This window comes from Bradyrhizobium sp. HKCCYLRH1034 (genome assembly GCF_051168375.1).
Classification (GTDB): Bacteria; Pseudomonadota; Alphaproteobacteria; order Rhizobiales; family Xanthobacteraceae; genus Bradyrhizobium.
In genome coordinates, this window is the sequence record NZ_JBNPUW010000001.1 from 80,960 (window position 1) to 102,773 (window position 21,814).

20 protein-coding genes are annotated in these 21,814 nt (G+C 66.1%); 10 read left to right on the forward strand and 10 right to left on the reverse strand.

All coding sequences use genetic code 11. From position 1 onward, the window contains the following. The first annotated feature begins 178 nt into the window (after nt 1-178). The 5 genes from ACQR0W_RS00330 (at nt 179) to ACQR0W_RS00350 (ending at nt 5,347) form a co-directional block, all read left to right on the forward strand. Nucleotides 179-862, forward strand: a complete 684-nt coding sequence (locus ACQR0W_RS00330; RefSeq protein WP_315714652.1) for a hypothetical protein — start codon at nt 179-181, stop codon at nt 860-862. 18 nt (nt 863-880) lie between these two features. Next, nucleotides 881-3,028 carry an adenylate/guanylate cyclase domain-containing protein gene (locus ACQR0W_RS00335; protein ID WP_316170240.1) on the forward strand — a complete coding sequence of 716 codons (2,148 nt, stop codon included), beginning with the start codon at nt 881-883 and terminating at the stop codon, nt 3,026-3,028. Between the two features lie 161 nt (nt 3,029-3,189). Beyond that, nucleotides 3,190-3,969: an NAD kinase gene (locus tag ACQR0W_RS00340; protein ID WP_315714654.1), complete on the forward strand. Its 780-nt coding sequence runs from the start codon at nt 3,190-3,192 to the stop codon at nt 3,967-3,969. A 124-nt stretch (nt 3,970-4,093) separates the two neighbouring features. After that, entirely contained in the window at nt 4,094-4,639 is a 546-nt protein-coding gene (locus tag ACQR0W_RS00345; protein WP_172107934.1) for a response regulator, read from the forward strand. A gap of 123 nt (nt 4,640-4,762) precedes the next feature. Further along, nucleotides 4,763-5,347 carry an Hpt domain-containing protein gene (locus ACQR0W_RS00350; RefSeq protein WP_315826209.1) on the forward strand — a complete coding sequence of 195 codons (585 nt, stop codon included), beginning with the start codon at nt 4,763-4,765 and terminating at the stop codon, nt 5,345-5,347. 270 nt (nt 5,348-5,617) lie between these two features. Here the strand turns inward: ACQR0W_RS00350 and ACQR0W_RS00355 are convergent, their stop codons facing one another. From ACQR0W_RS00355 to folE, 4 genes are all read right to left on the reverse strand, one after another. Further along, complete coding sequence (locus ACQR0W_RS00355) at nt 5,618-6,793, reverse strand: DUF2336 domain-containing protein (protein ID WP_315776675.1); 1,176 nt, start codon at nt 6,791-6,793, stop codon at nt 5,618-5,620. 288 nt (nt 6,794-7,081) lie between these two features. After that, on the reverse strand, nt 7,082-8,107 hold the full coding sequence (locus tag ACQR0W_RS00360) for a lytic transglycosylase domain-containing protein (RefSeq protein ID WP_316170242.1): 1,026 nt from the start codon (nt 8,105-8,107) through the stop codon (nt 7,082-7,084). Nucleotides 8,108-8,256: 149 nt separating this feature from the next. Then, the gene (hisI, locus tag ACQR0W_RS00365) at nt 8,257-8,685 is read right to left on the reverse strand and encodes a phosphoribosyl-AMP cyclohydrolase (protein ID WP_315749472.1); all 429 of its coding nucleotides are present in this window, start codon (nt 8,683-8,685) and stop codon (nt 8,257-8,259) included. Between the two features lie 29 nt (nt 8,686-8,714). After that, the gene (folE, locus tag ACQR0W_RS00370; protein ID WP_315714660.1) at nt 8,715-9,422 is read right to left on the reverse strand and encodes a GTP cyclohydrolase I FolE; all 708 of its coding nucleotides are present in this window, start codon (nt 9,420-9,422) and stop codon (nt 8,715-8,717) included. Between the two features lie 226 nt (nt 9,423-9,648). On the opposite strand from folE, the gene ACQR0W_RS00375 reads away from it, so the two are divergent. Beyond that, nucleotides 9,649-10,110 (forward strand): iron-sulfur cluster assembly scaffold protein, encoded by a 462-nt coding sequence (locus tag ACQR0W_RS00375; protein WP_315826211.1) that lies wholly within the window; start codon nt 9,649-9,651, stop codon nt 10,108-10,110. 110 nt (nt 10,111-10,220) lie between these two features. On the opposite strand, the gene ACQR0W_RS00380 is transcribed toward ACQR0W_RS00375, so the two are convergent. Then, a complete protein-coding gene (locus ACQR0W_RS00380; RefSeq protein WP_315714662.1) occupies nt 10,221-11,111 on the reverse strand; it encodes a hypothetical protein in 891 nt (296 codons plus the stop codon). Between the two features lie 262 nt (nt 11,112-11,373). On the opposite strand from ACQR0W_RS00380, the gene yidD reads away from it, so the two are divergent. Both yidD and ACQR0W_RS00390 read left to right on the forward strand, forming a co-directional pair. Then, nucleotides 11,374-11,724, forward strand: a complete 351-nt coding sequence (yidD, locus tag ACQR0W_RS00385) for a membrane protein insertion efficiency factor YidD (RefSeq protein ID WP_315749469.1) — start codon at nt 11,374-11,376, stop codon at nt 11,722-11,724. 161 nt (nt 11,725-11,885) lie between these two features. Beyond that, nucleotides 11,886-12,098, forward strand: a complete 213-nt coding sequence (locus ACQR0W_RS00390) for a hypothetical protein (protein WP_315714664.1) — start codon at nt 11,886-11,888, stop codon at nt 12,096-12,098. A gap of 9 nt (nt 12,099-12,107) precedes the next feature. Here ACQR0W_RS00390 and ACQR0W_RS00395 read toward each other — a convergent pair whose 3' ends face one another. Together ACQR0W_RS00395 and ACQR0W_RS00400 are read right to left on the reverse strand one after the other, a co-directional pair. After that, a complete protein-coding gene (locus ACQR0W_RS00395; protein WP_410051209.1) occupies nt 12,108-13,346 on the reverse strand; it encodes a hypothetical protein in 1,239 nt (412 codons plus the stop codon). 1 nt (nt 13,347) lies between these two features. Continuing rightward, nucleotides 13,348-14,721, reverse strand: coding sequence for an APC family permease (locus tag ACQR0W_RS00400; protein ID WP_315749466.1), 1,374 nt, complete (start codon nt 14,719-14,721; stop codon nt 13,348-13,350). Nucleotides 14,722-15,061: 340 nt separating this feature from the next. Here ACQR0W_RS00400 and ACQR0W_RS00405 point away from each other — a divergent pair, with 340 nt between their 5' ends. Then, nucleotides 15,062-16,273 (forward strand): alpha/beta hydrolase, encoded by a 1,212-nt coding sequence (locus ACQR0W_RS00405; protein WP_409998609.1) that lies wholly within the window; start codon nt 15,062-15,064, stop codon nt 16,271-16,273. Between the two features lie 21 nt (nt 16,274-16,294). Here the strand turns inward: ACQR0W_RS00405 and ACQR0W_RS00410 are convergent, their stop codons facing one another. From ACQR0W_RS00410 to ACQR0W_RS00420, 3 genes are all read right to left on the reverse strand, one after another. Next, nucleotides 16,295-16,645, reverse strand: a complete 351-nt coding sequence (locus ACQR0W_RS00410; protein WP_315714667.1) for a hypothetical protein — start codon at nt 16,643-16,645, stop codon at nt 16,295-16,297. 148 nt (nt 16,646-16,793) lie between these two features. Beyond that, on the reverse strand, nt 16,794-17,969 hold the full coding sequence (locus ACQR0W_RS00415; RefSeq protein WP_316170244.1) for an MFS transporter: 1,176 nt from the start codon (nt 17,967-17,969) through the stop codon (nt 16,794-16,796). A 102-nt stretch (nt 17,970-18,071) separates the two neighbouring features. Then, complete coding sequence (locus ACQR0W_RS00420; RefSeq protein ID WP_315826472.1) at nt 18,072-19,370, reverse strand: hypothetical protein; 1,299 nt, start codon at nt 19,368-19,370, stop codon at nt 18,072-18,074. A gap of 315 nt (nt 19,371-19,685) precedes the next feature. Between ACQR0W_RS00420 and thrS the strand changes: the two genes are divergently transcribed. Then, complete coding sequence (gene thrS, locus ACQR0W_RS00425; RefSeq protein WP_315826215.1) at nt 19,686-21,752, forward strand: threonine--tRNA ligase; 2,067 nt, start codon at nt 19,686-19,688, stop codon at nt 21,750-21,752. Nucleotides 21,753-21,814: the final 62 nt, after the last annotated feature.

Sequence of the window (21,814 nt, forward strand, 5' to 3'; positions counted from 1 at the left end):
GCGGCTTGGGAGCAAGCTCAAGCAACTCTTCCGTGATCCAAGTCACATCCGCAACAGTGCCTGTTCCCCTCAGGTGTGTTATGGGCTCGAACCTCTCCATCGCCTCCGACGTCCCATCACTGGGACACCCAGGTTTGGGGCAAGAGGCCCGCCGCCGATTGCGATCACGGAGTTCATCATGAAGTTGCCGACGCTCATCATCGCAGCCCTCTCCGGGCTCGCCGGACCGGCCGTGATCGGATCGCCGGCAGCCTGGGCCGGTCCGCCGGCGGCGCTGGTCGAGGACGTCCAGGGTGATGTGGCCGGCGCCGAGCTGATGGACTATGTCGCGCCCGGCCAGGTGATCAAGCTCGGCCCGGATGGCGCCGTGGTGATGAGCTACCTCAAATCGTGCCGGCGCGAGACGGTCAACGGCGCCGGCAGTGTCACCGTCGGCCCCGGCGAAAGCACGGTCGACGGCGCGACGCTCAAGAGCGACATCGTCAATTGCGACGCCAGCCATGCACAGGCCACCTCGCGCGAGACCAGCGAGGTCGCGGCCACGATCGTGCGCAGCGTTGGACCGGACAGCGCGCCGGTGGCCCAGGCGATCATCTACAGCGCGTCGCCCATCTTCGAGGCCAAAGGGCGCGGCACGCTGACCGTCGAACGCCTCGACCAGCCCGGCGAGCGCCAGCAGGTCGAGCTCTCGGGCCGGCAATACAAGGGACGATTCTACGATTTCGCCGGCACCAGTCACCCGCTCACGCCCGGCGGCACCTATGTCGCGAGCTTCAGCAACTTGCGCATCGTGTTCAAGGTTGACGCACAGGCCAAGGCGGGCCCCGGCCCTGCGGTCGGGCGATTGATCCGGTTCAACTGAGACCGAAGGCTCTCGTCGGTGGCGATCGGACGCCGGACGCGCGACGCGCTTGCCGTCATCGCCATCGCGCTGGCGTGCGCGGGCCTGTTCGTGTCGCCCCTCTTCGAGCGCGGCCGCGGCCTGTCGCTGGATGCGCTGACATGGCTGCGCTTCGAGACCTTCGGCAACCGTCACGATGCAGCAGCGAGTCCGGCGGTGGTGATCGCGGTCGACGAGGAGAGCTATCAGGCACTCCCCTTCAAGGGCGCGCCGCTGTTGACCTGGACCGGCGAGATCGGGCGCGTGCTGACGGCCGTCCTTGACGGCGGCGCCAAGGTGGTCGGCTTCGACATCGTGTTCCAGACTTCGATCGAGCAGTCGGAGATTCCGCTCGGCGACAGCACTCTCGGCGAGAAGACGCGCGGCTTCGATCGCGACTTCCTGCGTGCGCTCGCGGCCGCGGCCGCCGGCGGCAAGGTGGTGCTGGGCGAGATCTTTGCCGAGCCGCCGATCCTGCCCGCGCCCGGACAGCGCATCGCGGTGCGCCAGCAGCAGAACCTTCGTCCGCTCAACACCTATACCGACAGCGACGATGTCGTCCGCCGCCATCCGCTGACGCTGTCGGTCGACGGCAAGGCCGTTCCGAGCATGGCGCTGGAATTGGCGGGGCGCGCAACCAGCACCGCGCCGGTCATTGCCGCCGATGGCGTCACACTCGGTGCGTACGAGGTGCCCGGCAGCGTGCCGAGCACCATGACCCTGAATTTCGCCGGCGGCGCCCAGGACATTCCGACCTATTCGTTTGCCGACTTGCGCGCCTGCGCGCTCAAGGGCGACAAGGACTATTTTCGCCGCGAGTTCGCCGGCAAGGTCGTCCTGCTCGGCACCGTCGGGATCGAGGATCGGCGGCTCACCTCGAAGCGCTTCGCAACCCGCGCCGAGGGCGCGCGGCGGCCGCGCTGCGTTCTGGACGAGCGCAGGATCTCCGAGACGTTCGCCCGCAGCACCATTGCCGGCGTCTACATCCACGCCACGGCGGTGAACAATCTGGTTCGGCAGGACGCGGTCACCGAGCTCGGACGCCCAGCGATCTTCGCCATCGCCGCAACCATCGCCCTGCTGGCTGCGCTGCTCGCCCGATTGCTGCGCCCCGCCTCTGCAGCGGCAATCCTGGCAGGGCTCGCGCTGCTCTACACCGCGCTCGCCACCATCCTCTTCGACCATGCCTACGGGCTGCCCTTGACGGAGCCGCTCGCAGCCGGCGTGCTCGCGCTGGCTGCGACCACCGGCTATCGTTTCATGGTCACCGACAAGGACCGCAGGCTGCTGCAGAAGAGCTTTGCCTATTACCTCGCACCGCACGAGATCGACCGCATGCTCGCCTCGCGCCGGCTGCCGCAGCTCGGCGGCGAGACCCGCGAGGTCACCGTGTTCTTCTCCGACATCGAGGGCTTCTCGCGCCTCGCCGAGCAGATGACGCCGGAGCAGCTCATGGCGCTCACCAACGAATATCTCTCGGCCATGACCGACGTCATCGAAAGCCACGACGGCTATGTCGACAAATACATCGGCGACTCCGTGGTCGCCGTGTTCGGCGCTCCGCTCGACGATCCCGACCATGCGCGCAGCGCGGCGCGTGCGGCGCTCGACTGCAAGGCGAAGCTCGCCGAGCTCAACCATTCGTCGACGGCGTTCCAGGGCATCAAGGTGGCACAGCGCATCGGCATCAACAGCGGCGCCGCGCTGGTCGGCAATTTCGGCTCGCAACGCCGCTTCAACTACTCCGTCATGAGCGACGCCGTGAACGTGGCCTCGCGGCTGGAGGGCGCCAACAAATTCTACGGCACCACGATCATCGCCTCCGAGAGCACGGTGGCGCTGGCCGGCACCGAGTTTGCCTGGCGCGAGCTCGACACCATCCGGGTCAAGGGCCGCGAGCAGTCACTGAAGATCTACGAGCTGCATGGCCGCGCAGCCGAGCTCACGCCGGAGGAACAGGCCCTCCTCACCAGCTATGCCACAGGCCTTGCGCACTGGCGCGCCGGCGAGCTGCCGCAAGCGGTCGACTGCTTCGCGCAAAGCGCACTGAGCGATCGGCCAAGCCACTTCTTCGCCGAGCGCGTGAAAGCAAGCTTGGCGACCGGGTCCCTGGCCTGGGACCCCGTGCGCAGCCTGCAGGAAAAATGACGTCACGATGACTTCCGTGCGTGCGCGCACGTCCGGGCCATATCAGCCTCATCCCGGCCCCATTGCCCCAGGATACCGGCCGCGATGGACAAGCACGGGCAAGGTCGGCTAGACGACACGGCGCCTGTCACCGGCCAACTGACCAGCGAGCCCTGCGACGCATGACCACGTCCAAGCGATATGAGCGGATCGCCTTCGTCGCGAGTCCGAGTGCCGAAGCCCAGGCCGCCCTGACGCAGCTCTCCGCGCTGTACGGCAACTCCGATCCGGACCTGGCGGACGTCGTGGTCGCGCTCGGCGGCGACGGCCTGATGCTGCAGACGCTGCACGACCACATGCGCTCGGGCAAGCCGATCTACGGCATGCATCGCGGCACGGTCGGCTTCCTGATGAACGAATTCAGCACGATCGATCTGCACGGACGGCTCGAAGCGGCCCAGGAATCGGTGATCCATCCGCTGCTGATGCGGGCGACCGATGCCGCGGGCGTCGTTCACATCCACCACGCCATCAACGAGGTCTACCTGTTCCGCCAGACGGCACAGACGGCGCGGCTGCGCATCCTGATCGATGAGCGCGAGCGCATGCCGGAGCTGATCGCCGACGGCGTGCTCGTCGCCACGCCCGCGGGCTCCACCGCCTATAACCTCTCGGTGCAGGGCCCGATCCTGCCGATCAACGCCGCACTGCTGGCGCTGACGCCGATCAGCGCGTTCCGGCCGCGTCGCTGGCGCGGCGCCCTGCTGCCGAACACGGCCTATGTGATCATCGAGGTGCTCGAAGGCGACAAGCGGCCGGTCGCGGCGGTGGCCGACCATGACGAGGTCCGCAACGTCCAGCGGGTCGAGGTGCTCTCCGACAAGACGATCTCGATGCGGATGCTGTTCGACGCCGGCCACAGCCTGGAAGAGCGGATCCTGAGCGAGCAGTTCGGCTACTGACATCGGGCGGTTTTCCGCGCCTTTCTGCTCCGTGGCCGCCCTGCGCAACGCTTTGTTAACCCGCGGCTCCGTATGGTTAATGCGGGTATACCGCCATCACCGGTGATCCCTTCGGGCCGGCCAAATGTACCGCATCGACTTCAACAAGCTGCGCTTTCTCGTCTGCGACGACAACCCGCACATGCGCCGCATCCTGCGCACGCTGCTGCATTCGTTCGGCGCCCGTGAGGTCAACGAGGCCGAGGACGGCGCGACCGCGCTCGAGATGTACACTCATTTCTCGCCAGATATCGTCATCACCGACTGGGCAATGCCGATCTTTGACGGCCTCGAGCTCGCGCAGATGATCCGGCAGCCGGAAGCCAAGGGCAATCCCTACGCGCCGATCATCATGCTGACAGGACATTCGGAGAAGCGCCGCGTCACCGTCGCGCGCGACGCCGGCGTCACGGAATTCCTCGCCAAGCCGATCTCGGCCAAGGGCCTGTATCAGCGCATCCTCAACGTGGTCGCCAATCCGCGGCCCTTCATCAAGACCAAGACCTATTTCGGCCCGGACCGGCGCCGCAACACCAACACCGCCTATATCGGGCCGGAGCGCCGGATCGGCGGCGAGGCGGAGATCTTCCAGCAGCCGTCACTTCTGGATAAAGCGCGCTCCGCAGTTTAGGGGCGCGGCAGTGAGCCCGCGTTAACGCAATCCGGGAATCGGCACCCAGAGCGCCAAGGTCCTCGGCTATGAATCGGGGCAATGAGTCGATTGCGTTGGTCGGCATCATCAGGGGATATCGAGATGGCGAAAGACAAGGCCCCGGCGGTCCAGGTCAAGACCTACGCCTCGCATCACGTCATCACCCAGCCCAATCCGCTGAAGAAGGTGCTGCGCCGCGCCGAGGAGAAGGATCTCGACGATCCGATCGCACGCGCGGAAGCCGCGCTGGCCGGACTGTCCGGCGAGTTCAAATCGTGGATGGACACCGAGGCCGATCGTCTGACCAAGGCCTATGCAGCAGTGCTCAAGACCGGCTTCGACGACGACGCCTGCGAGGAGATGTTTCGCGCCGCCCACGACATCAAGGGCGACGCAGCGACCTTCGGCTATCCCGCCGCTGCCGAGGTTGCCGATAGCCTGTGCCGGATCATCGAGCACGCGCCCGACCTCGAAAAGGTCCCCGCCGAGCTGTTCGAGCATCACGTCAACGCCATCCAGGCGATCGTGCATGATCATACGAAGTATGACAGCGCGACGGTCGCAGGCGAATTGAGCCGCCGGCTGCGCCGCGTGGCGGACGACTATCTGATCCAGGTCAACCGCAACCGGCCTGAGCATCTCGAAGCGATCCTGGCGCCGAGCCTCGTGCCGAGCGATCAGCCATAGGCCGGCAGGCCGCTCACTATCCATGCATTCCATCGCAGGATCGTTGGCCACCATCCATCCTGGCGTCATTTCGGGGCATCGCGCAGCGATGAGCCCGGAATCCATCGCCATAGAATGGAATGTGAGGCGCGCGAGCGGTGACGGCTTGCCTCGGCACGTTGCCCTGTGGTTATGGATTCCGGGCTCGCGCTTCGCGCGCCCTGGAATGACGGGCGGAGAGATGTCGGCCTTGATCTGCTGAGGAATCCGCGGACGAACAGGCGAGCTGCGCTAGGCCGCGATCAGTCCGAACTCCAGCCCGGCGACGAAATCCTCCGCCATCACCTCGTCGCAGAACTCGCGGGCCTCGTCGCGTGCGGATTCGGTGGCGAAGCGCCGCAGCAGGATCAGCAACGGCTCGGCGGCATCACGGTCGGTGGCGCAATGGGTCAGCACGCGCTCCACCATCTTGCGGCGCAGGATCGCTGCTCCGCTCAAGGTGTCGGCAAATCCGTTCTCGCGGCAGACCTCGAGCGCGATGCTGAACGCGTCGAAGGTGGTGTCGGGAATGCCGGCCTTGCGCAGCAGCCCCTGCAGGCTGGCGCGACCGCGATCATTGAGCAGCGCCGACACCCGCGCCCGCGGCATGTCGGCGAGCTCCGATAGCGCGATCTCGAACAATTCGACGTTGCCGGAGAGAAGCGCGCGCAGGATCAGGCCCGCGGTGAGTTGCGAGGTTGCGCGCAGATGCTGGACCAGCCCGCGCAGCTCCTCGCCGCGCGAGCGCGCCGCGATGGTGATGGTCGAGCGGTCGCGCGCCTCATTGGTGATGCGCCCTGCTTTGTCGGCACTGAGCCAGTTCCTGGCGACGACGAACTGCGCCAGTGTCTCGGAGAGCTTGTCGACCAGCGCCGCCCGCGTCGCGGCCGGCAGGTCGTCCAGCACCAGCATCGCTTCGCGGATGGCGGCGAGATGGCCGTGGCGCTCGACGATGCGGTCCCAGGAGAACGGCGCGAGCTCGGCATAGGCATTCTCGATCAGCTCGAGCGCGGCGGCGGCGCTGCCGACCTCGGCGATCGCGGCGCACACCGGCGCCGGCAGGCCGACGCGGCGCGCGATCGCGCATTGCGTGTCGGAGTTGCCGGTCGCGACGATGTCGACGAGGTCGGCATCGATCAAGAGCGGCGAATGTTCGAGGATGATGGCGGCCACGGAAGCCTGGTCCGTGGCGAGCGCCTGGACGATGGCGGCCGGCGCCTCCTCCGAGCGGGCGAACACCTCCGCCATCGCCTGCCGCACCAGCGGCGACGGATCGTCCAGCAGCATGAGGAGCGCGCCCTCCGCGGCGCCGCGATCCTCATCGCAAAGATCCGACAACAGCCACGCCCGCGCGAGCGCCCTGGTGGCCTCTGCCCGCTCACCGGCGGGTGCGGTTCTGACCCAACTGAGAAACTGCCGAACGATCATGGTCTTTCCGGCTTACGCAACTTGCAGACAAAGGCCACGAGGGCCTCAACAGCACCGAAAATAAACCACGACGCTTAACAAAGCGTTCACCATAAGTGGCTGGTTTTGTTGATGTTTTGTTAAGGCGGCAGGTTGTTTACATACTATGTTACCACTCAACGCCGCATTTGGCCGTAATCCGACGGGGGAAATGCGACCGCCGCCAGCGGCGCGAGCCGCGGCGGGACTTCAAAATAGTTCTTTTTGATCAATGGTTCAGCGACGAGCGCGACCGCCTTCGCCGGTGCATCAGCCCGAGAAGGTGCCGTGCGGATCGCTGAACAGGTCGAGCCTGCGCTGACCATTGCCGCTGGCATCGATACTGCCGCTCTCCGACGGGGTCGCGCTGGCAACCGATGAATGGCCCCATAGCTCGCGCACGGTCGGCGAGACCGCCTGGCTCGACTGGCCGTCAACCTGGAATAGCGAACGAAACATCGGATCTGCCGGCCGGTTGACCGCCGACGCATCGGCCGTCGTCGAGGAGCCGGACCGGGATGAGCCGCGCGCATCCGGAAACATCGACAGGAAGGTTGCGGTGTCGGTGGTCGGCAGCGCGCCGCCGCCGGCCGCATTGGCCGCGACATTCGTCCCACCATAGAGTGCAAGCGCGCCCCGGGTGGCCGACGAATTGGCGGCGCCTGCATAGCGCGTGTTCAGGACCGCATAGACCTGGGACACGCTGCGGGCTTGTCCGTCGCGATCGTAGAAGATCGGCCGGTTGGCCGCGGCGGCGCTGGGAAACATCCGCGCGGCCGACGCATTCGGCGTCTCCTGGGTGCTGGTGATCAGCTTCGCGGCGCCGCCGACACCCATGAAGTGCGCCATGTAGAGCTCGGCATCGGTCGGCCGGCGGCCGATCTTGCCGGCGAGCTGGAAGCTGTTCGATTGCGTGAGCGCAGCCGCCATCGCGGACGACGCCTGCGGGTCGTCGCGCAGCTTCATGATCGCCTGCCGCATGGCGGGATCGCTGACGGTGTAGTCGCCCGACGGTGTCCGGGTGATTGCGTCGGCATATTGGCCATAGCCGAGATCGGCGCCGGCTTCCTTCACCGTGCCGAGCCAGGTCTGGTCGATGAACTGGTAGAGCCCGCGCGCTGATGACGTCGAGGCGCCGGCGGTCGGATTGAAGTCGGACTCCATCTTGGCGGTCGACAGCAGATATTCGAAGCTGGTGCCGACGCTGTCAGCGGCCTGCTTGATCGCGCCGGCGACCTTCGCCCGGACGCCATCGAGGAAACCGGTGGACGAGGAGTTGGATGCGTCGACCGACATGGGAAGACCCGCTGTTTGCAGATTCGCTGGCAGACGAACGCGCCGGAAACGTCCGGCAAAATGCGGCGGGTATGGTTAATGGCGAGTTAATTCGCCGGGCCCGGCCGGGCCAATGAACGACCGGACAGGCCCGGAGGCAGGTCGCTGGCCTACTTGCGATAGACCTCGGCCGGATCGAACAGCCGGTCGGCATCGACGAAGACGAGCCGCGCGCCGCTGCCGTCATCCGATCGCTCGACCTTGCGATAGAAGCAGGAATGGCGGCCGGTGTGGCACGCCGCGCCGGCCTGCTCGACGCGCAGCCAGACCGCGTCCTGGTCGCAATCGGTGCGCATCTCGACCACGCGCTGGGTCTGGCCCGAGCTCTCCCCCTTGCGCCACAACGCATTGCGCGAGCGGCTGAAATACCAGGCTTCGCCGGTCGCCACCGTCTTGCGCAGGGCCTCCTCGTTCATGTGGGCGACCATCAGCACGTCGCCGCTCACGGCATCGGTCGTCACACAGGTGACGAGGCCGGCCGCGTCGAACTTGGGCAGGAAGGCCAAGCCCTCCTCGCGCTCAACTGAGGATGAAGACACGAAACTCTCTGCTCAACGGGTTGGCAGGCTTACCGTTGCGGCGACCGCACCATGGACAGGAAGCGCGACTGCTCGGCCGGATTGTCCCTGAACATGCCGGTGAAGCGGCTGGTGAAGGTGATGGCGCCGTGCTTGGCGACGCCCCGCACCGACATGCAGGTGTGCTCGGCCTCGATCATGACGGCGACTCCGCGCGGCTTCAGCACCTCGTCGATCGCAGCCGCGATCTGGGCGGTGAGATGCTCCTGGGTCTGCAGGCGGCGGGCGAAGATGTCGGTCAGGCGCGCCAGCTTGGACAGGCCGACCACCCGCTCGACCGGCGTATAGGCGATATGCGCGCGGCCGTAGAAGGGCATCATGTGATGCTCGCATTGCGACGTGAACTCGATGTCGCGAATCAGCACGAAGTCGTCATAGCCGGCGGTCTCGCCGAAGGTGCGGTCGAGCACCTCGGCCGGGCACTGGTGATAGCCCTGGTACAATTCATCATAGGCCTCGACGACCCGGCGCGGCGTGTCGACCAGCCCCTCGCGGGTCGGATCCTCGCCGATGTAATTCAGGAGCGTGTAAACCGCGGCCTCGGCTTCCGCGCGCGACGGCCGTGGCCGATCCGGCCGCACGGCGGCGGCGAGAAAATCGGCAGGATCGAGCTCTGCAGCGCGGGGGTCAGTCAGCTTGGCGTCTAACGGCTTGCCCTCGGGCTTGTTCGCGCGCAACGTCTTGATCAAAGTGTCCATCTCAACTCCGTTCGACCGGTCGGCGGTCCGACCGGAGTGTCACCGGCACAGCATCACCTTGAGGGCGTCACCTGCAGAGGTGCCACACGCAGGCTGGCGCCTCTCGCGCCGGACGCCTGTGGATGTGGCTGGAATTCCTGCCAATCGTTTCCATATACTCGCAATATAGGGCGATGAAACCCGGCCGCCAAGGCCGCCACGCCGGTAATTCCGGGACGTCAGGCACATGCTGAACGACATCTACAACAAGCGCATCATCGAGCTGGCCGGCAACATTCCGCGGCTCGGACGGCTGGACCACCCGGACGCCACCGCCACCGCCCATTCCAAGCTGTGCGGCTCGACCGTCAAGGTCGACCTCAAGATGGACGGGCCCGTGGTGACCGACTTCGCCCACGACGTGAAGGCCTGCGCCCTCGGCCAGGCCTCCTCCTCGATCATGGCCCGCCACGTCATCGGTTCCAGCGCCGCGGAGCTGCGCGAGCTGCGGGAGACGGTGAGAAGGATGCTGAAGGAGAACGGTGCGCCGCCGGAAGGCAAATGGGCCGACATCGCCCTGCTCGAGCCGGTGCGCGACTACAAGGCCCGCCACGCCTCCACGATGCTGACGTTCGATGCCGTGGTGGACGCGATCGGCCAGATCGAGGCCAAAGCCAACGGCGAGCAGCCGGCCGCGGCCCAGGGCTGAGGCGGCATCATTCCCCCGCACGTCGAAATCACATAGCCAGCTCGCACGAGGGTGACGGCACCGGTCGCCCCTTTCGGACGCTGGCGCCGGTTCGCCAGCGACGTCGCTGCCTATTGCGGCGGCGTCGCCGCCACCGTCGCCGCCGGAAGCGCTTCGGCGGTGCGGGAGAGTTGCTTGTCGAGCGCGGCCGGGAAGCGGTCCTGCTGCTTGTCCCTGGCCTGCGGCTTCGGCGCGAGCTCGGCGACGGGCACCGCCCCCTTTGGCGGCAGCACCTCGGCGACCAGATCCGTGGTCACGATATTGGTGAGGCGCAGCTCGGCGCGCGACAGCTCATGCAGGTCCTCCCAGGGCGGCACGTTCAGCGCCAGCGACAGCAGATCGCCCGCTCCGCCCATGTCGAAGGTGTATTTGGCGAGACGCCCGATGTCGCGCTCGACGATCATCAGGTCCTGCGCCGTATAGCTCGCCGCCTTGGCGTCGTCCGCTCGGTCTCCCATCCAGATCTGGTGAACGCGGACATGGGCGGTGTCCGGAACATAACGCGTGGTTCCAGCCAGCAGCAGGAACACGCACATCGACTCGCAATAGGCCTCGGGCACCACGCGCGGCCGGTCACCCGCGCGGCTCGGACGCTGGGTCATGCCGACCGTGGTGCGCATCTTCAGCCCACGGAACCGGCGACCCAGGGTTATGGCGTCGTTGACCGAACCACCGCTGGAGTCGAGCACCAGGGTGGCGCCCGTCAGGTCCCGATCCCTCGCGAAATCCTCGAAATCCTTCGGCGTGTCGCCGGTAACGATCCCGACCGCGCTGACCCAGCCGCAATTCGGCTCGCAGGCGACCCAACCGAACCGCATCGGGAGTTTGCGCTCTTCGAGCGCGCCGCCGGCGCGCGCCGTGTTGGACATAACGGTGATCGCCCCACCGACCACCAAACCAAGCGCTGCCACACCGAGTAGCATCCAGCGCAATTCATGCGACCGCAGCAATCTCACGCGCAATCCGTCCCCCTCGTATAGCTCGGTACGCAGTTCCTCGGTTTTCTTGCGGAAAGACCTGACAAGCTGGCCTCAAATCCGTTATTAGTCTGTCACATCCTTGTCGGGAAACGTATCCGGGCAATCACCGACCGTCCAGCTGCGGCGTGCTGCGGCGCCGCTGAAAACTGGCCATTGTTGCATCACATCACCACAAATGAACGAGAGCAGGGTTCCCTGCCGAGGAACCGGTCAGAAGCTCGCACATCCATCTGGCATTTCGCTCATGAAGCACTCATGCTCCGACATCGGCTGCCATTCTGCGCACATCGGGTCGCTGCTGGGGCGACTCCCGCGCCGCGCGGCTCACGCGCTGATCTGGCTTTATCGCCACACATTGTCGCCGCTGGTCGGCTACAATTGCCGGCACCTGCCGACGTGCTCGGTCTATGCTGATGAAGCCATCGAGCGCTTCGGGCTCTGGGCAGGCGGCTGGATGACGCTCGCCCGGCTGCTGCGCTGCCAGCCCTTTGGCACCTCCGGCATCGACAACGTCCCAACGACGGCTCCTGCGCGCGCCCGCTGGTACCTGCCTTGGCGCTATGCGCGATGGCGCGGCGTCAACGGGCCGAACTGAGGTGCAGCGCAACAAGCACCGAATCGATCGATCGACCTCGCAGATGGCGCTGGCGAAATCTCACGCCAGGACTATGCTTCTGCAATGCGACGGCGCTGTCAGCAGGAACCGCGCCGCTTGGACTGGCATTGATGTGACGCTTCCTTCGGGAGGAAACAACGATGCGCTGGACAATCAGCCCCAGAAGCCACCGAGCGCGCAAGAGTGTCGGTCCCGATCATGCCGGCCATCATGACGCACGCCAGGTGGACCTGCTCTGCATCATCGCTTTGTTGATCGTCATTGTCGGTGCCTGGCGCTATCTCACGGACAGCACCGCCCTGCCCCCGCCGACGACGTCCTACATCGTGCCCAGCCAGAGCGTGCACTGGTGAGATTCGCCCCTACCATCTCGGCCAGAAGATGAAATCGTCGCGCCGCGGCGGCGGATAGAGAGGAACCGGCTCCGGCGCCCGCGGCACGCGCCGGGCGCGCGGCGGCGGCTGGTAATCCGTCTCTGGAAGGACGCTCGCTTCGGCCGAGACTGTCGCGTCGGCCGGAGGCGATCTCACCGCGAGCAGGACATTCGATTCACGCGTGCGCCAGCGATAGCCGATCCCGAACTCCAGCGGCTGCGCGCGCTCGAACAGCTTCGCATAGCTCCTCTGATACATGTCCGGAAACTTGTCGATCGGCCCGGCGTAGCGTCCGAACGGCAGGAAACGCCAAGCCCGCGCTTCGTAGCTTGCGAGCGGGATGCCGGAATCGTCCTGGATGATGGTGGCGCTGTTCTTCAGCAGCCAGCTACGGACCCGCCCGAAGCCGTTCTCATGCAACAGATAGGACGCGCTCTTCAGGAGACTGTCGCCCGGCCCCAGCGGCTCGCAGAACTTGAGCAACCCGCTCGCCTTCACGCCGGAATCGGAGAGATCGCTGGAGAAGTAGTAGAGCGTCTTGGCGACCCCGTCGGCGCCGGCAAACAGGATGCGCGCGCCCTTGGTCGCATTGCGCGTCGGCGCCTCGTCGTTGCCGTGCAATCCGCCGTTCTCGTCCAACCAGATCAGACTGGCCTCGCGGATCGTCTTGCCGGTGCGCGCCAGGAAGACGTAGAGGATCGGCAAGGTCCCTTCGAGCTCGCCTTCGCGCAAGTCGACCTTCATGTCCTTGGTGATGAAGAAGGAGAAGCTCAGGACCGATTGCAACGAGCGTTCGACATAGGACAGCGCCGGGCCGATGCTGCCTCGGGGCAATCTGGTCAGGTCCGGGATCGGGCCCGTCAGCTCGAGTGCCGCCAGGACATAGGTCGTTGCCTTCGGATGAAAGGCATCGGCATAGAGAAAATCCGGCCCCGAGAAGAAATAGAACATCGACGGCCGCGGCGCGGCCAGATTGGCATCCGCCCAGGCCCTGATCTTCGACAATTGTCGCTGCTCGAGCTGATTGAAGGCGTTGTCGAAGAACGCCGCGTGCCGCCGCCACGCCGGATCCTGCACGAAGGGCAGGAGCGGCGAGCCCGCTGCTGGCGGCATGCCCGCCAGCACCCGCGCCGTATCGTCCGGCGTGGTGGTCTGAGCCCGAGCCTCGAAGCTCATGGCAAGGATCAGACATGCGACGGCGAACCAGACTCTCGAGACCAACAGCATTTCAATCCGAACCCGATGCGAGCGTTGCGGCGATACGGCGCGATCGCGCGTGAGCGAACCAATAGATCACCAATCCCGACGCCATTGCGCCTGCGCCGAGCCCTGCCTGCAAGGGCCGCGTCGTGATGAGATAGTACATCATGAAGAAGGTCACGCTGAGGAAGATCAACGGCGTGACCGGATAGCCCCAAGCGCGGTAGGGTCGCGTGAGTTCGGGCTGCGCGATGCGCAGCTTGATCAGTCCGAGCACAGCGAGAAACGAGCAGGACAACAGCGAGAACTGGACGACGTCCAGCACCGCCTCGAAGCTTTCCGTGAACAGCATCAGGGTGGCGACCGTGAGCTGGAACAGCACGGCATAGGCCGGCGCCCCATTACGCGAGCGCCGCGCAAACACCGACAGCGCCGGAATGTCCTCGCCCATCGTCATCAGCACGCGCGGGCCGATCCACATCATCGCGGCAATGGAAGGAACCAGTCCGACGCAGATCATCGCGGCCACGAAGCGCCCGCCGGTCTCGCCGAAGATATGACTGCCCGCGATGCTCGCGACCTGGAGCTGGCCTGCGAGCGCGTCCATCGGTGCAGCCCGCAGGAAAACAGCGTTGAGCGCAATGTAGAGCACCAGAACGATCACGGTGCCCAACAGCAGCGCGCGCGGCAAGGTCCGCTCCGGCGCATGCAGCTCGCCGATGATGTAGGTCGCCGCGTTCCAGCCGGAAAACGCGTACATCACGAACACCAGTCCGGTTGCGAACGCCGCACTCGTCACGTGGCCGATATCGGCCGCGGTCGGCAGGAAAGTGACCGACTGCGGGGCGGCAATGGTGTAGCCTGCGATGAGAAAGGCGGTGATGAGCGCGAGCTTCAGCATGGTCGACAACAGCTGGAAGCGGCTCGACTGCCTGATGCCGCCGAGCTGCACCGCTGTCACGAGCCAGACTGCACCCGTGGCGAGCAGCATCGGCGGAGCACTGGTGATGACGGCCCGACCATATTCGCCGAACGCCATGGCCGCGAGCGCCACCGGCGCCGCGAAGCCCACCGTCGCCGAGACCCACCCGGCCATGAAGCCGATCGCCGGATGGAACGCCCGTGTGAGGAAATTGTATTCGCCGCTCGAGCGCGGAAACATCGTGCCGAGTTCGGCATAGGACAGCGCCCCGCAGATCGACACCAGTCCCCCGACCGCCCACAGCGCCAGAATGGAGAAGCCGGACGGGATGTCCCGGACCTGGAAGCCGAGGCTGGTGAAGACGCCGACTCCGATCATGTCGGCGATGACGATCGCGGTCGCGACCGGCAAGGACACGGATGGAACCCGGTCGCCGTCTGTCCGGCCCCGGCCGGGATCGTCCGCCTCGGATGCAGCCATCTCGTCGAGGGACGCCCGGCGCCCCTTCCTCTGCCTCAGCCCAGGTTCCCGCCGAAGCATTCAAACATCGTTAACGGGCGTTAAATATGACCTTCCTCAAGGGTATTTTTGAACCGATTTCGGCTGGGCTGGGCTGCGGCATTGCATCGGGCCGCCGGCCGTCCCACAATCGCGACACGTTCGCGTGGTGTGTCCCGGTACGCCCGGGGTCGACCGGACACGATCCTTAACGCGACCTCAATTTCGGCGGCGCAGGTTGAACGAAATCCGCTGGTTGAAGAGCCGTGTTGCGGCTCGAACGCGTCTTTGGGGACGGATGATCGGGGAAGACGAGAAAGTGGTGACGTCTGTGCGCAGGGGCTCGTGCCTCTGGTGGCGCGCGGCATCGGCGCTGGCAATCTGCCTTTCCTTCACGCATTGCGGCAAGGCGCCCAATCCCGAGGCGTTGGCCGCCAACGCATCGACGGCCCAGGGGCTGACCTTCGACGATCGTTTTCCGGCACCTGAATTCAGCGACCGCTTCCCGTCCGCGCAGGAGAGCTTCCGGCTTCACACGCCCTCCGACTTCGCTCCGAAGCCGGCGCCCTCACAGATCGCATCGCTGGAGCCGCAACGGTCAGAACGGCGGCAGCGTGAGGATCTGACGACCCTCGTCAGCATGCAGTCGTCGGCCTTTCCCTATTTCGGTAACAATCCGGCATCCGACGCGCCATTCCTGAACGTCAGCAACGGTGAGCGCCGCGGCCACCGCAGCTTGTCCGGCCGCGTCTACTGGCAGGACCAGACCTACAACGACAGCCGTGTGCTGGTGCACGTCCCCGAACAATTCGATGTGCGCAAGCCGGGCGTGATCGTCGTGTTCTTCCACGGCAACGGCGCCACGCTGGAGCGCGACGTGCGCGACCGCCAGTTGGTGCCGCAGCAGATCACCGCGGCCGGCGTCAACGCGGTGCTGCTCGCGCCGCAGATGGCCGTCGACGCCGCCGATTCGAGCGCCGGCAAGTTCTGGCAGCCCGGCGGCTTCAAGCGCTTCATGGACGAGGCTGCGGCCAGCCTCGCCCGCCTGACCGGCAATCCGGCCGCCGCGAAGACGTTCGCCGGCATGCCCATCGTGATCGTCGGCTACAGCGGTGGCTTCCTTCCCACGGCCTGGAGCCTCGAGGTCGGCGGCATCGGCGACCGCGTGCGCGGCGTCGTGTTGCTCGATGCGGTCTACGGCCAGCTCGACAAGTTCGCCAACTGGGTCGAGCGCAACCGCTCCGGCTTTTTCATCAGCTCCTACACGCGCTACACTGCGCGGCATGATCAGGAACTGATGGCGATGCTGCGCAATCGCGGCATCGAAGTCTCCGAGGACATGGACCGGCCGCTGCGCCCGGGCAGCGTCGTCTTCGTCGAGACCGACGAGGGCATCACCCATCGCGACTACGTCACGCAGGCATGGACCCGCAACCCGATCAAGGATGTGCTGGTCAAGATGGCGGCCGCCCAGCCGCCGATCCGGATCGCGGCCGGAGCCCAGGACATGTCGAACCGCGTGTCGAGCCGCTGAGACAGAGGCCGCCGCAATGCCTCAGGACTTCGGAAGCTTCTCGACGAAGCCGTTGAAGCAGGCGAGCCGCTCATCCTCTTCCTTGGTGAACTTGCAGTCGCCGACCACCTTGGCCTTCATCGCCTTCGGCTTGGCTGCCGGCGGAATGACGGCGTCGTAGCAGTTCAGGCGCTCCTTGGTTCCGTCGTCGATCTCCAGGCAGGCCTGGAGCTTGGCGGCCGCCGATTGCGGCTTGGCCGGCGCGGCGGCGGCGGTCTTCGTCCCCTTCGGCTTGACCTGCACCAGCGGACGGTCACCGACCATCGGCGCGCTCTGGGCCAGCGCAGGGGTGCACAGCAGCACTGCGGCCAGGCTCAACATCATCTTCTTCATGCCATATCTCTCTCATCCGACCCGTGGGCACGCGAGGACGTCCGTCGATGCTACTCGCCGGCCGTGGCAGAATCCACGCCCCAGCAGCCCCCCACGACATCGGCCTTTAATCCGGTCGGGCCGGCTTTGCCAAGCGCCAACCCGCTGCTCAGGCCGGAACCGCGGTCCGCGCGCGCTGGCGGCTGGCCAGAATTGCCAGCAACGCCAGAGTTAGGAACATCAGTGCGACGTAGCCGGTGGCTCCGAGCAGGTCGCGTGCAAACAGGCTGCCGCCGATCGCGGAGCCGATGGCCTGGCCGATATAGAGCACGGAGGTGTTGAGCGACACCGAGGCCGAGGCAAGCGGCGGCGCGGCTGCCACCAGCCGAACCTGCTGCATCGAATTGGTGGACGCAAACCCCAACCCCCAGATGGCGACCGCCACCGCCATGAGGCCGTAGGTGCCCGCCGCCAGCGTCCAGGCCGACACACCGGCGAACATCAGGCAGGTGAACAAGAGCGATGTCCGGTAGGCCCCCCAGCCATCGACGATCCGGGTTGCGATGACGACGCCGAGAAAGCCGCAGGCGCCGTAGATCGCGAACACCAGCCCGATCTGGTTGGAGTCCGCGCCAGTCAGGCGCTTCAACAGCGGTCCCATGAAGGTGAAGATCACGAACTGCCCCGACATCTGCAGGGTCGTGACCAGGAGCAGCAGAACCACCAGACGGTTACGGCCGAGCTCGGTCCAGGTCTTCAACGCAACCGGCGCGCCCTTCAGGCCGGATGGCAGGCGCCATGTCAGCAGAACAAAGCTGACCGCGCCGGCCGCACCGACGGCGAGATAGGCAGCCCGCCAACCGGAATGACTGCCGATGAAGGTGATCATGGGCAGCCCCACGGCGGCCGCCAGCGACCAGCCCAGGAAGACATAGGCGATGGTGCTGCCGCGTCTCTCGATCGGGCTGATCAGCGCCGCCGTCCCGGCGGCCTGCGGTGTATAGAGCGCGCCGACCGCGAGCATCACGAGCCGCAGCACCAGCAGGCTCGCATAATCGGGCGCAAACGCCGAGGCGAGATTGCCGAGCGTGAGGACCATGAGCGTCGCTGCGAGCAGACGGCGGCGATCGAAGCGGCTCGTCAGCCAGGCGGTCAAGGGCGAGCAGATGCAGAGCACCACCGCGCCGAAGGTGATCAGGAGTCCCGCCGTCTGAACGCCGACAGCGAGATCCGCGGCGAGCTCGGACAGCAGGCCGGCGGGCGCGAGCACCGAGCAGCCGGTGACGAGATTGCCGAGCATGAGCGCGGTCGGCGCAAAGCGCCCGGAAGCGAAAGTGGATGTCATCGCGCCTCAATAGCAGAGAATTTCATGCATTTGCATGAAAATGTCTCATGCCGCCCATGACTTTCTCTCGTCCTCCCTCCTTCGTCCTGGCCGCCCTTCTCGTCAGGGCGCGGGGGCGGACTGCGCCGCCGAGGCCTGCGGCGAGGGAATCTGCGTCCACGGAACCGGCGTACTCGTCGGACGGGCGATGGCCTTGGACGGCGGGCAGCTCTCGGTCAGCATCTTCAGAGCAGATTGCAGGCCTTCGCTGCTCACCGGAAATGTCGAGACATTGCGACGCGCGACATTCAACAGGGAATCGCTCAGCTCGGCCGACGGCATCAAGGACAGCGTTTTCACCTGGCTTGCATTCAGGAACACGCCCCAGGTCTCGCGATCGCCCGACCGCCGCGGCGGCGAGAGGAAATTGAGCCGCATATCTCCGCTCGCCATCGCCAGCGGACCCGGCGGCGAGCCGGCCGGCGCGATGCGCTCGACGTCGAGCTCGAAGCGGTCCTGATCGAAGCAGACCATCTGCAAGCGCGTGGTCTGGAACGTGCTCTCACCGTCCTTGCGTGCGAGAATGGTCTTGTAGGCAATCCCACGGCTGGCGGTCTCGAACATCCAGGGGCTTTCCACCCGCTGCCGCCTGTCGAGCGCAAACCGCGCGATCTCCTCCCGCGTCAGGATGCGCATGCTCTCGAACGGGACGGACCGCGCCACCGTGAGCAGAGCGGGATCCGCGCCGAGCTTGGTGATGTAGTCGAGCACCATCTTGTCGGCCCGCGCCATCGCCTGCTGCATCGCCTGCGCCCGCATCTCGCGGGTCGGCACGCCGCCGGTGAAGTTCAGGATGACGCGCGGCGAATGCACCGCGAGCGTCGCATCCGCTGCGATCTCACGCGTGGGCGCGCCGAGCAGCATGTAGGGACAGGCCGAATTGCACATCGCCCCCCGCGTCCAGACCTCGCCATGCAGCTCGCGCCCGGACAGCTTCAGCTTGGTACAAGCTTCGCCCTCCTGAGGCTCGAAGCCGCACTCGCGCAAGGTGGTGCGTCCCACCCGCACGGCGGCCTTGCGCTCGCGCAGCATGTCGCCGATGGCGAGCGCCTGCTGCAGATTGCCGCCTGGAGAATTGAAGTAGATCGGCAGTCTGCGCTCCCCGATCTGCTTCATGAACTTGCGAAAGCGCGCCGCGGCGCCGCCGTCGATCTTGCCTTCGGCGGCGATCCAGCTGTCACAGCCATGTCCACAGGCGTCCGAGGAGCCCTTGACGAGAGCGAACGCAATCGGCGTCGAGCCGTCGGCGACCCGCGGCGACGCGGCGCGGCGCGCGGCCGGCCTGGACTCCGTTGCAGGCCTGGCCGGGGCACCCGGCCTCGCATGTGCCGCGGGCTTTGGCTGGGTCGCCGGCTTTGGCATCGCCGGAACGGCCGCGAACGACGACAGGCTCGACAACACGAACACGATCAGCGCGGCCCCAACATGAATGCCGCCGCGCCGATACACAGACAGCGGCGCCTCTCCTGCAGACTCCATCGCCAAACGCGTCCCCACGCCCCGAACACTTGAAGTTGTATCATACCGGCCCGCGGCGGCAATCTCCGCATCGCCGCACCAGCCGCGATTGGGCGGTTTTCCCGTCCGTCTCCCGGTTGCAGCCTGAAAATCCCCTGCTATACCCCTTGCTCCCGCTTACCTGCGCTCGTTCGCAGGAGTGAGCTCAAGGAGTGACCCATGTCCGATCCGAAATCGCCTGATTCCAAGTCCGACCAGCAAAAGTCCAATTTCCAATACAGCCTCAGCAACCTGAAGCCCGCCGCCCCGGTCGAGAAGATCACCATCAGCTTCCCCGACGGCGCCCGGCGTGAATATCCCCGGGGCACCACCGGCTTCGACATCGCCAAGGGCATCTCGCCCTCGCTCGCCAAACGCACCGTCGCCATGGCGCTGAACGGCGATCTCGTCGACCTCAACGATCCGATCAATGAGGATGCCAGGCTCGAGCTCGTCGACCGCGACGATCCGCGCGCGCTGGAATTGATCCGGCACGACTGCGCGCATGTGCTGGCCGAGGCCGTGCAGGCGCTGTGGCCGGGCACCCAGGTCACCATCGGCCCTGTCATCGAGAACGGCTTCTACTACGACTTCTTCCGCAACGAGCCGTTCACGCCCGAAGACTTCGCCGCGATCGAGAAGAAGATGCGCGAGATCATCGGCCGCGACAAACCCTTCACCAAGGAGGTTTGGGACCGCGAGAAGACCAAGCAGGTGTTCCGCGACAAGGGCGAGGCCTTCAAGGTCGAGCTGGTCGACGCTATTCCCGGCGAGGAGCCGATCAAGATCTACTACCAGGGCGACTGGTTCGACCTCTGCCGCGGTCCGCACATGACCTCGACCGGCAAGATCGGCAACGCCTTCAAGCTGATGAAGGTGGCGGGCGCGTATTGGCGCGGTGACTCCAACAATCCGATGCTGACCCGCATCTACGGCACGGCGTTCGCCAAGCAGGAGCAGCTCGACGCCTACCTCAAGCAGATCGAGGAGGCCGAAAAGCGCGACCACCGCAAGCTCGGCCGCGAGCTCGACCTGTTCCACTTCCAGGAGGAAGGCCCAGGCGTCGTGTTCTGGCATCCGAAAGGCTGGAGCATCTTCCAGGCGCTGATCGCCTATATGCGCCGGCGCCTCGCCGGCGACTATGACGAGGTGAACGCGCCGCAGATCCTCGACAAGTCGCTGTGGGAGACCTCCGGCCACTGGAACTGGTATCGCGAGAACATGTTCGCGGCGCAGTCCGCCGGCGACGAGGCCGAGGACAAGCGCTGGTTCGCGCTGAAGCCGATGAACTGCCCGGGTCACGTGCAGATCTTCAAGCATGGCCTGAAGAGTTACCGCGACCTGCCGCTGCGGCTCGCCGAATTCGGCGTCGTGCACCGCTACGAGGCCTCCGGCGCGATGCACGGCCTGATGCGCGTGCGCGGCTTCACCCAGGACGACGCGCATGTGTTCTGCACCGAGGACCAGCTCGCCGACGAGTGCCTGAAGATCAACGACCTGATTCTGTCGACCTACTCGGATTTCGGCTTCGAGGGTGAACTGACGGTGAAGCTCTCGACCCGCCCGGAGAAGCGCGTCGGCACCGACGAGATGTGGGATCACGCCGAGCGCGTGATGGCGACCGTGCTGAACGAGATCAAGGCGCAGAGCAACCACATCCGCACCGAGATCAATCCGGGCGAAGGCGCGTTCTACGGGCCGAAGTTCGAATATGTGCTGCGCGATGCCATCGGCCGCGACTGGCAGTGCGGCACCACGCAGGTCGACTTCAACCTGCCGGAGCGGTTCGGTGCGTTCTACATCGACGCCGACGGCGCCAAGAAGGCGCCGGTGATGGTCCATCGCGCGATCTGCGGCTCGATGGAGCGCTTCATCGGCATCCTGATCGAGCACTATGCCGGCAGCTTCCCGCTGTGGCTGGCGCCGACCCAGGTCGTCGTCACCACCATCACCTCGGAAGGCGACGAATACGCCAAGCAGGTGCTGGCTGCGCTGCGCCGCGCCGGGCTCAGATGCGAGATCGACCTGCGCAACGAGAAGATCAACTACAAGGTCCGCGAGCACTCGCTGCAGAAGATCCCGGCCCTGCTCGTCGTCGGCAAGAAGGAGGCCGAGACGCATTCAGTCTCCGTCCGCCGGCTCGGCCGCGACGGCCAGACCGTGATGCCGACCGCGGAGGCCATCGCCGCCCTGGTGGACGAGGCGACGCCGCCGGACGTGCGGCGCCGTCAGCGCGAGGCGGCGTGACGTCGTAGCGCGTAGCCCGCACGAGCGCAGCGACATGCGGTGTCGCCGCGACAGCGCGTGAG

Excerpts from the sequence above, each read along its gene's own strand:
- ACQR0W_RS00330 (WP_315714652.1), top strand. The coding sequence starts at position 179 with ATGAAGTTGCCGACGCTCATCATCGCAGCCCTCTCCGGGCTCGCCGGA.
- ACQR0W_RS00340 (WP_315714654.1), top strand. The coding sequence starts at position 3,190 with ATGACCACGTCCAAGCGATATGAGCGGATCGCCTTCGTCGCGAGTCCG.
- ACQR0W_RS00345 (WP_172107934.1), top strand. The coding sequence starts at position 4,094 with ATGTACCGCATCGACTTCAACAAGCTGCGCTTTCTCGTCTGCGACGAC.
- ACQR0W_RS00350 (WP_315826209.1), top strand. The coding sequence starts at position 4,763 with ATGGCGAAAGACAAGGCCCCGGCGGTCCAGGTCAAGACCTACGCCTCG.
- ACQR0W_RS00355 (WP_315776675.1), bottom strand. The coding sequence starts at position 6,793 with ATGATCGTTCGGCAGTTTCTCAGTTGGGTCAGAACCGCACCCGCCGGT.
- ACQR0W_RS00360 (WP_316170242.1), bottom strand. The coding sequence starts at position 8,107 with ATGTCGGTCGACGCATCCAACTCCTCGTCCACCGGTTTCCTCGATGGC.
- folE (WP_315714660.1), bottom strand. The coding sequence starts at position 9,422 with ATGGACACTTTGATCAAGACGTTGCGCGCGAACAAGCCCGAGGGCAAG.
- ACQR0W_RS00375 (WP_315826211.1), top strand. The coding sequence starts at position 9,649 with ATGCTGAACGACATCTACAACAAGCGCATCATCGAGCTGGCCGGCAAC.
- yidD (WP_315749469.1), top strand. The coding sequence starts at position 11,374 with ATGAAGCACTCATGCTCCGACATCGGCTGCCATTCTGCGCACATCGGG.
- ACQR0W_RS00390 (WP_315714664.1), top strand. The coding sequence starts at position 11,886 with ATGCGCTGGACAATCAGCCCCAGAAGCCACCGAGCGCGCAAGAGTGTC.
- ACQR0W_RS00395 (WP_410051209.1), bottom strand. The coding sequence starts at position 13,346 with ATGCTGTTGGTCTCGAGAGTCTGGTTCGCCGTCGCATGTCTGATCCTT.
- ACQR0W_RS00400 (WP_315749466.1), bottom strand. The coding sequence starts at position 14,721 with ATGGCTGCATCCGAGGCGGACGATCCCGGCCGGGGCCGGACAGACGGC.
- ACQR0W_RS00410 (WP_315714667.1), bottom strand. The coding sequence starts at position 16,645 with ATGAAGAAGATGATGTTGAGCCTGGCCGCAGTGCTGCTGTGCACCCCT.
- ACQR0W_RS00415 (WP_316170244.1), bottom strand. The coding sequence starts at position 17,969 with ATGACATCCACTTTCGCTTCCGGGCGCTTTGCGCCGACCGCGCTCATG.
- ACQR0W_RS00420 (WP_315826472.1), bottom strand. The coding sequence starts at position 19,370 with ATGCCAAAGCCGGCGACCCAGCCAAAGCCCGCGGCACATGCGAGGCCG.
- thrS (WP_315826215.1), top strand. The coding sequence starts at position 19,686 with ATGTCCGATCCGAAATCGCCTGATTCCAAGTCCGACCAGCAAAAGTCC.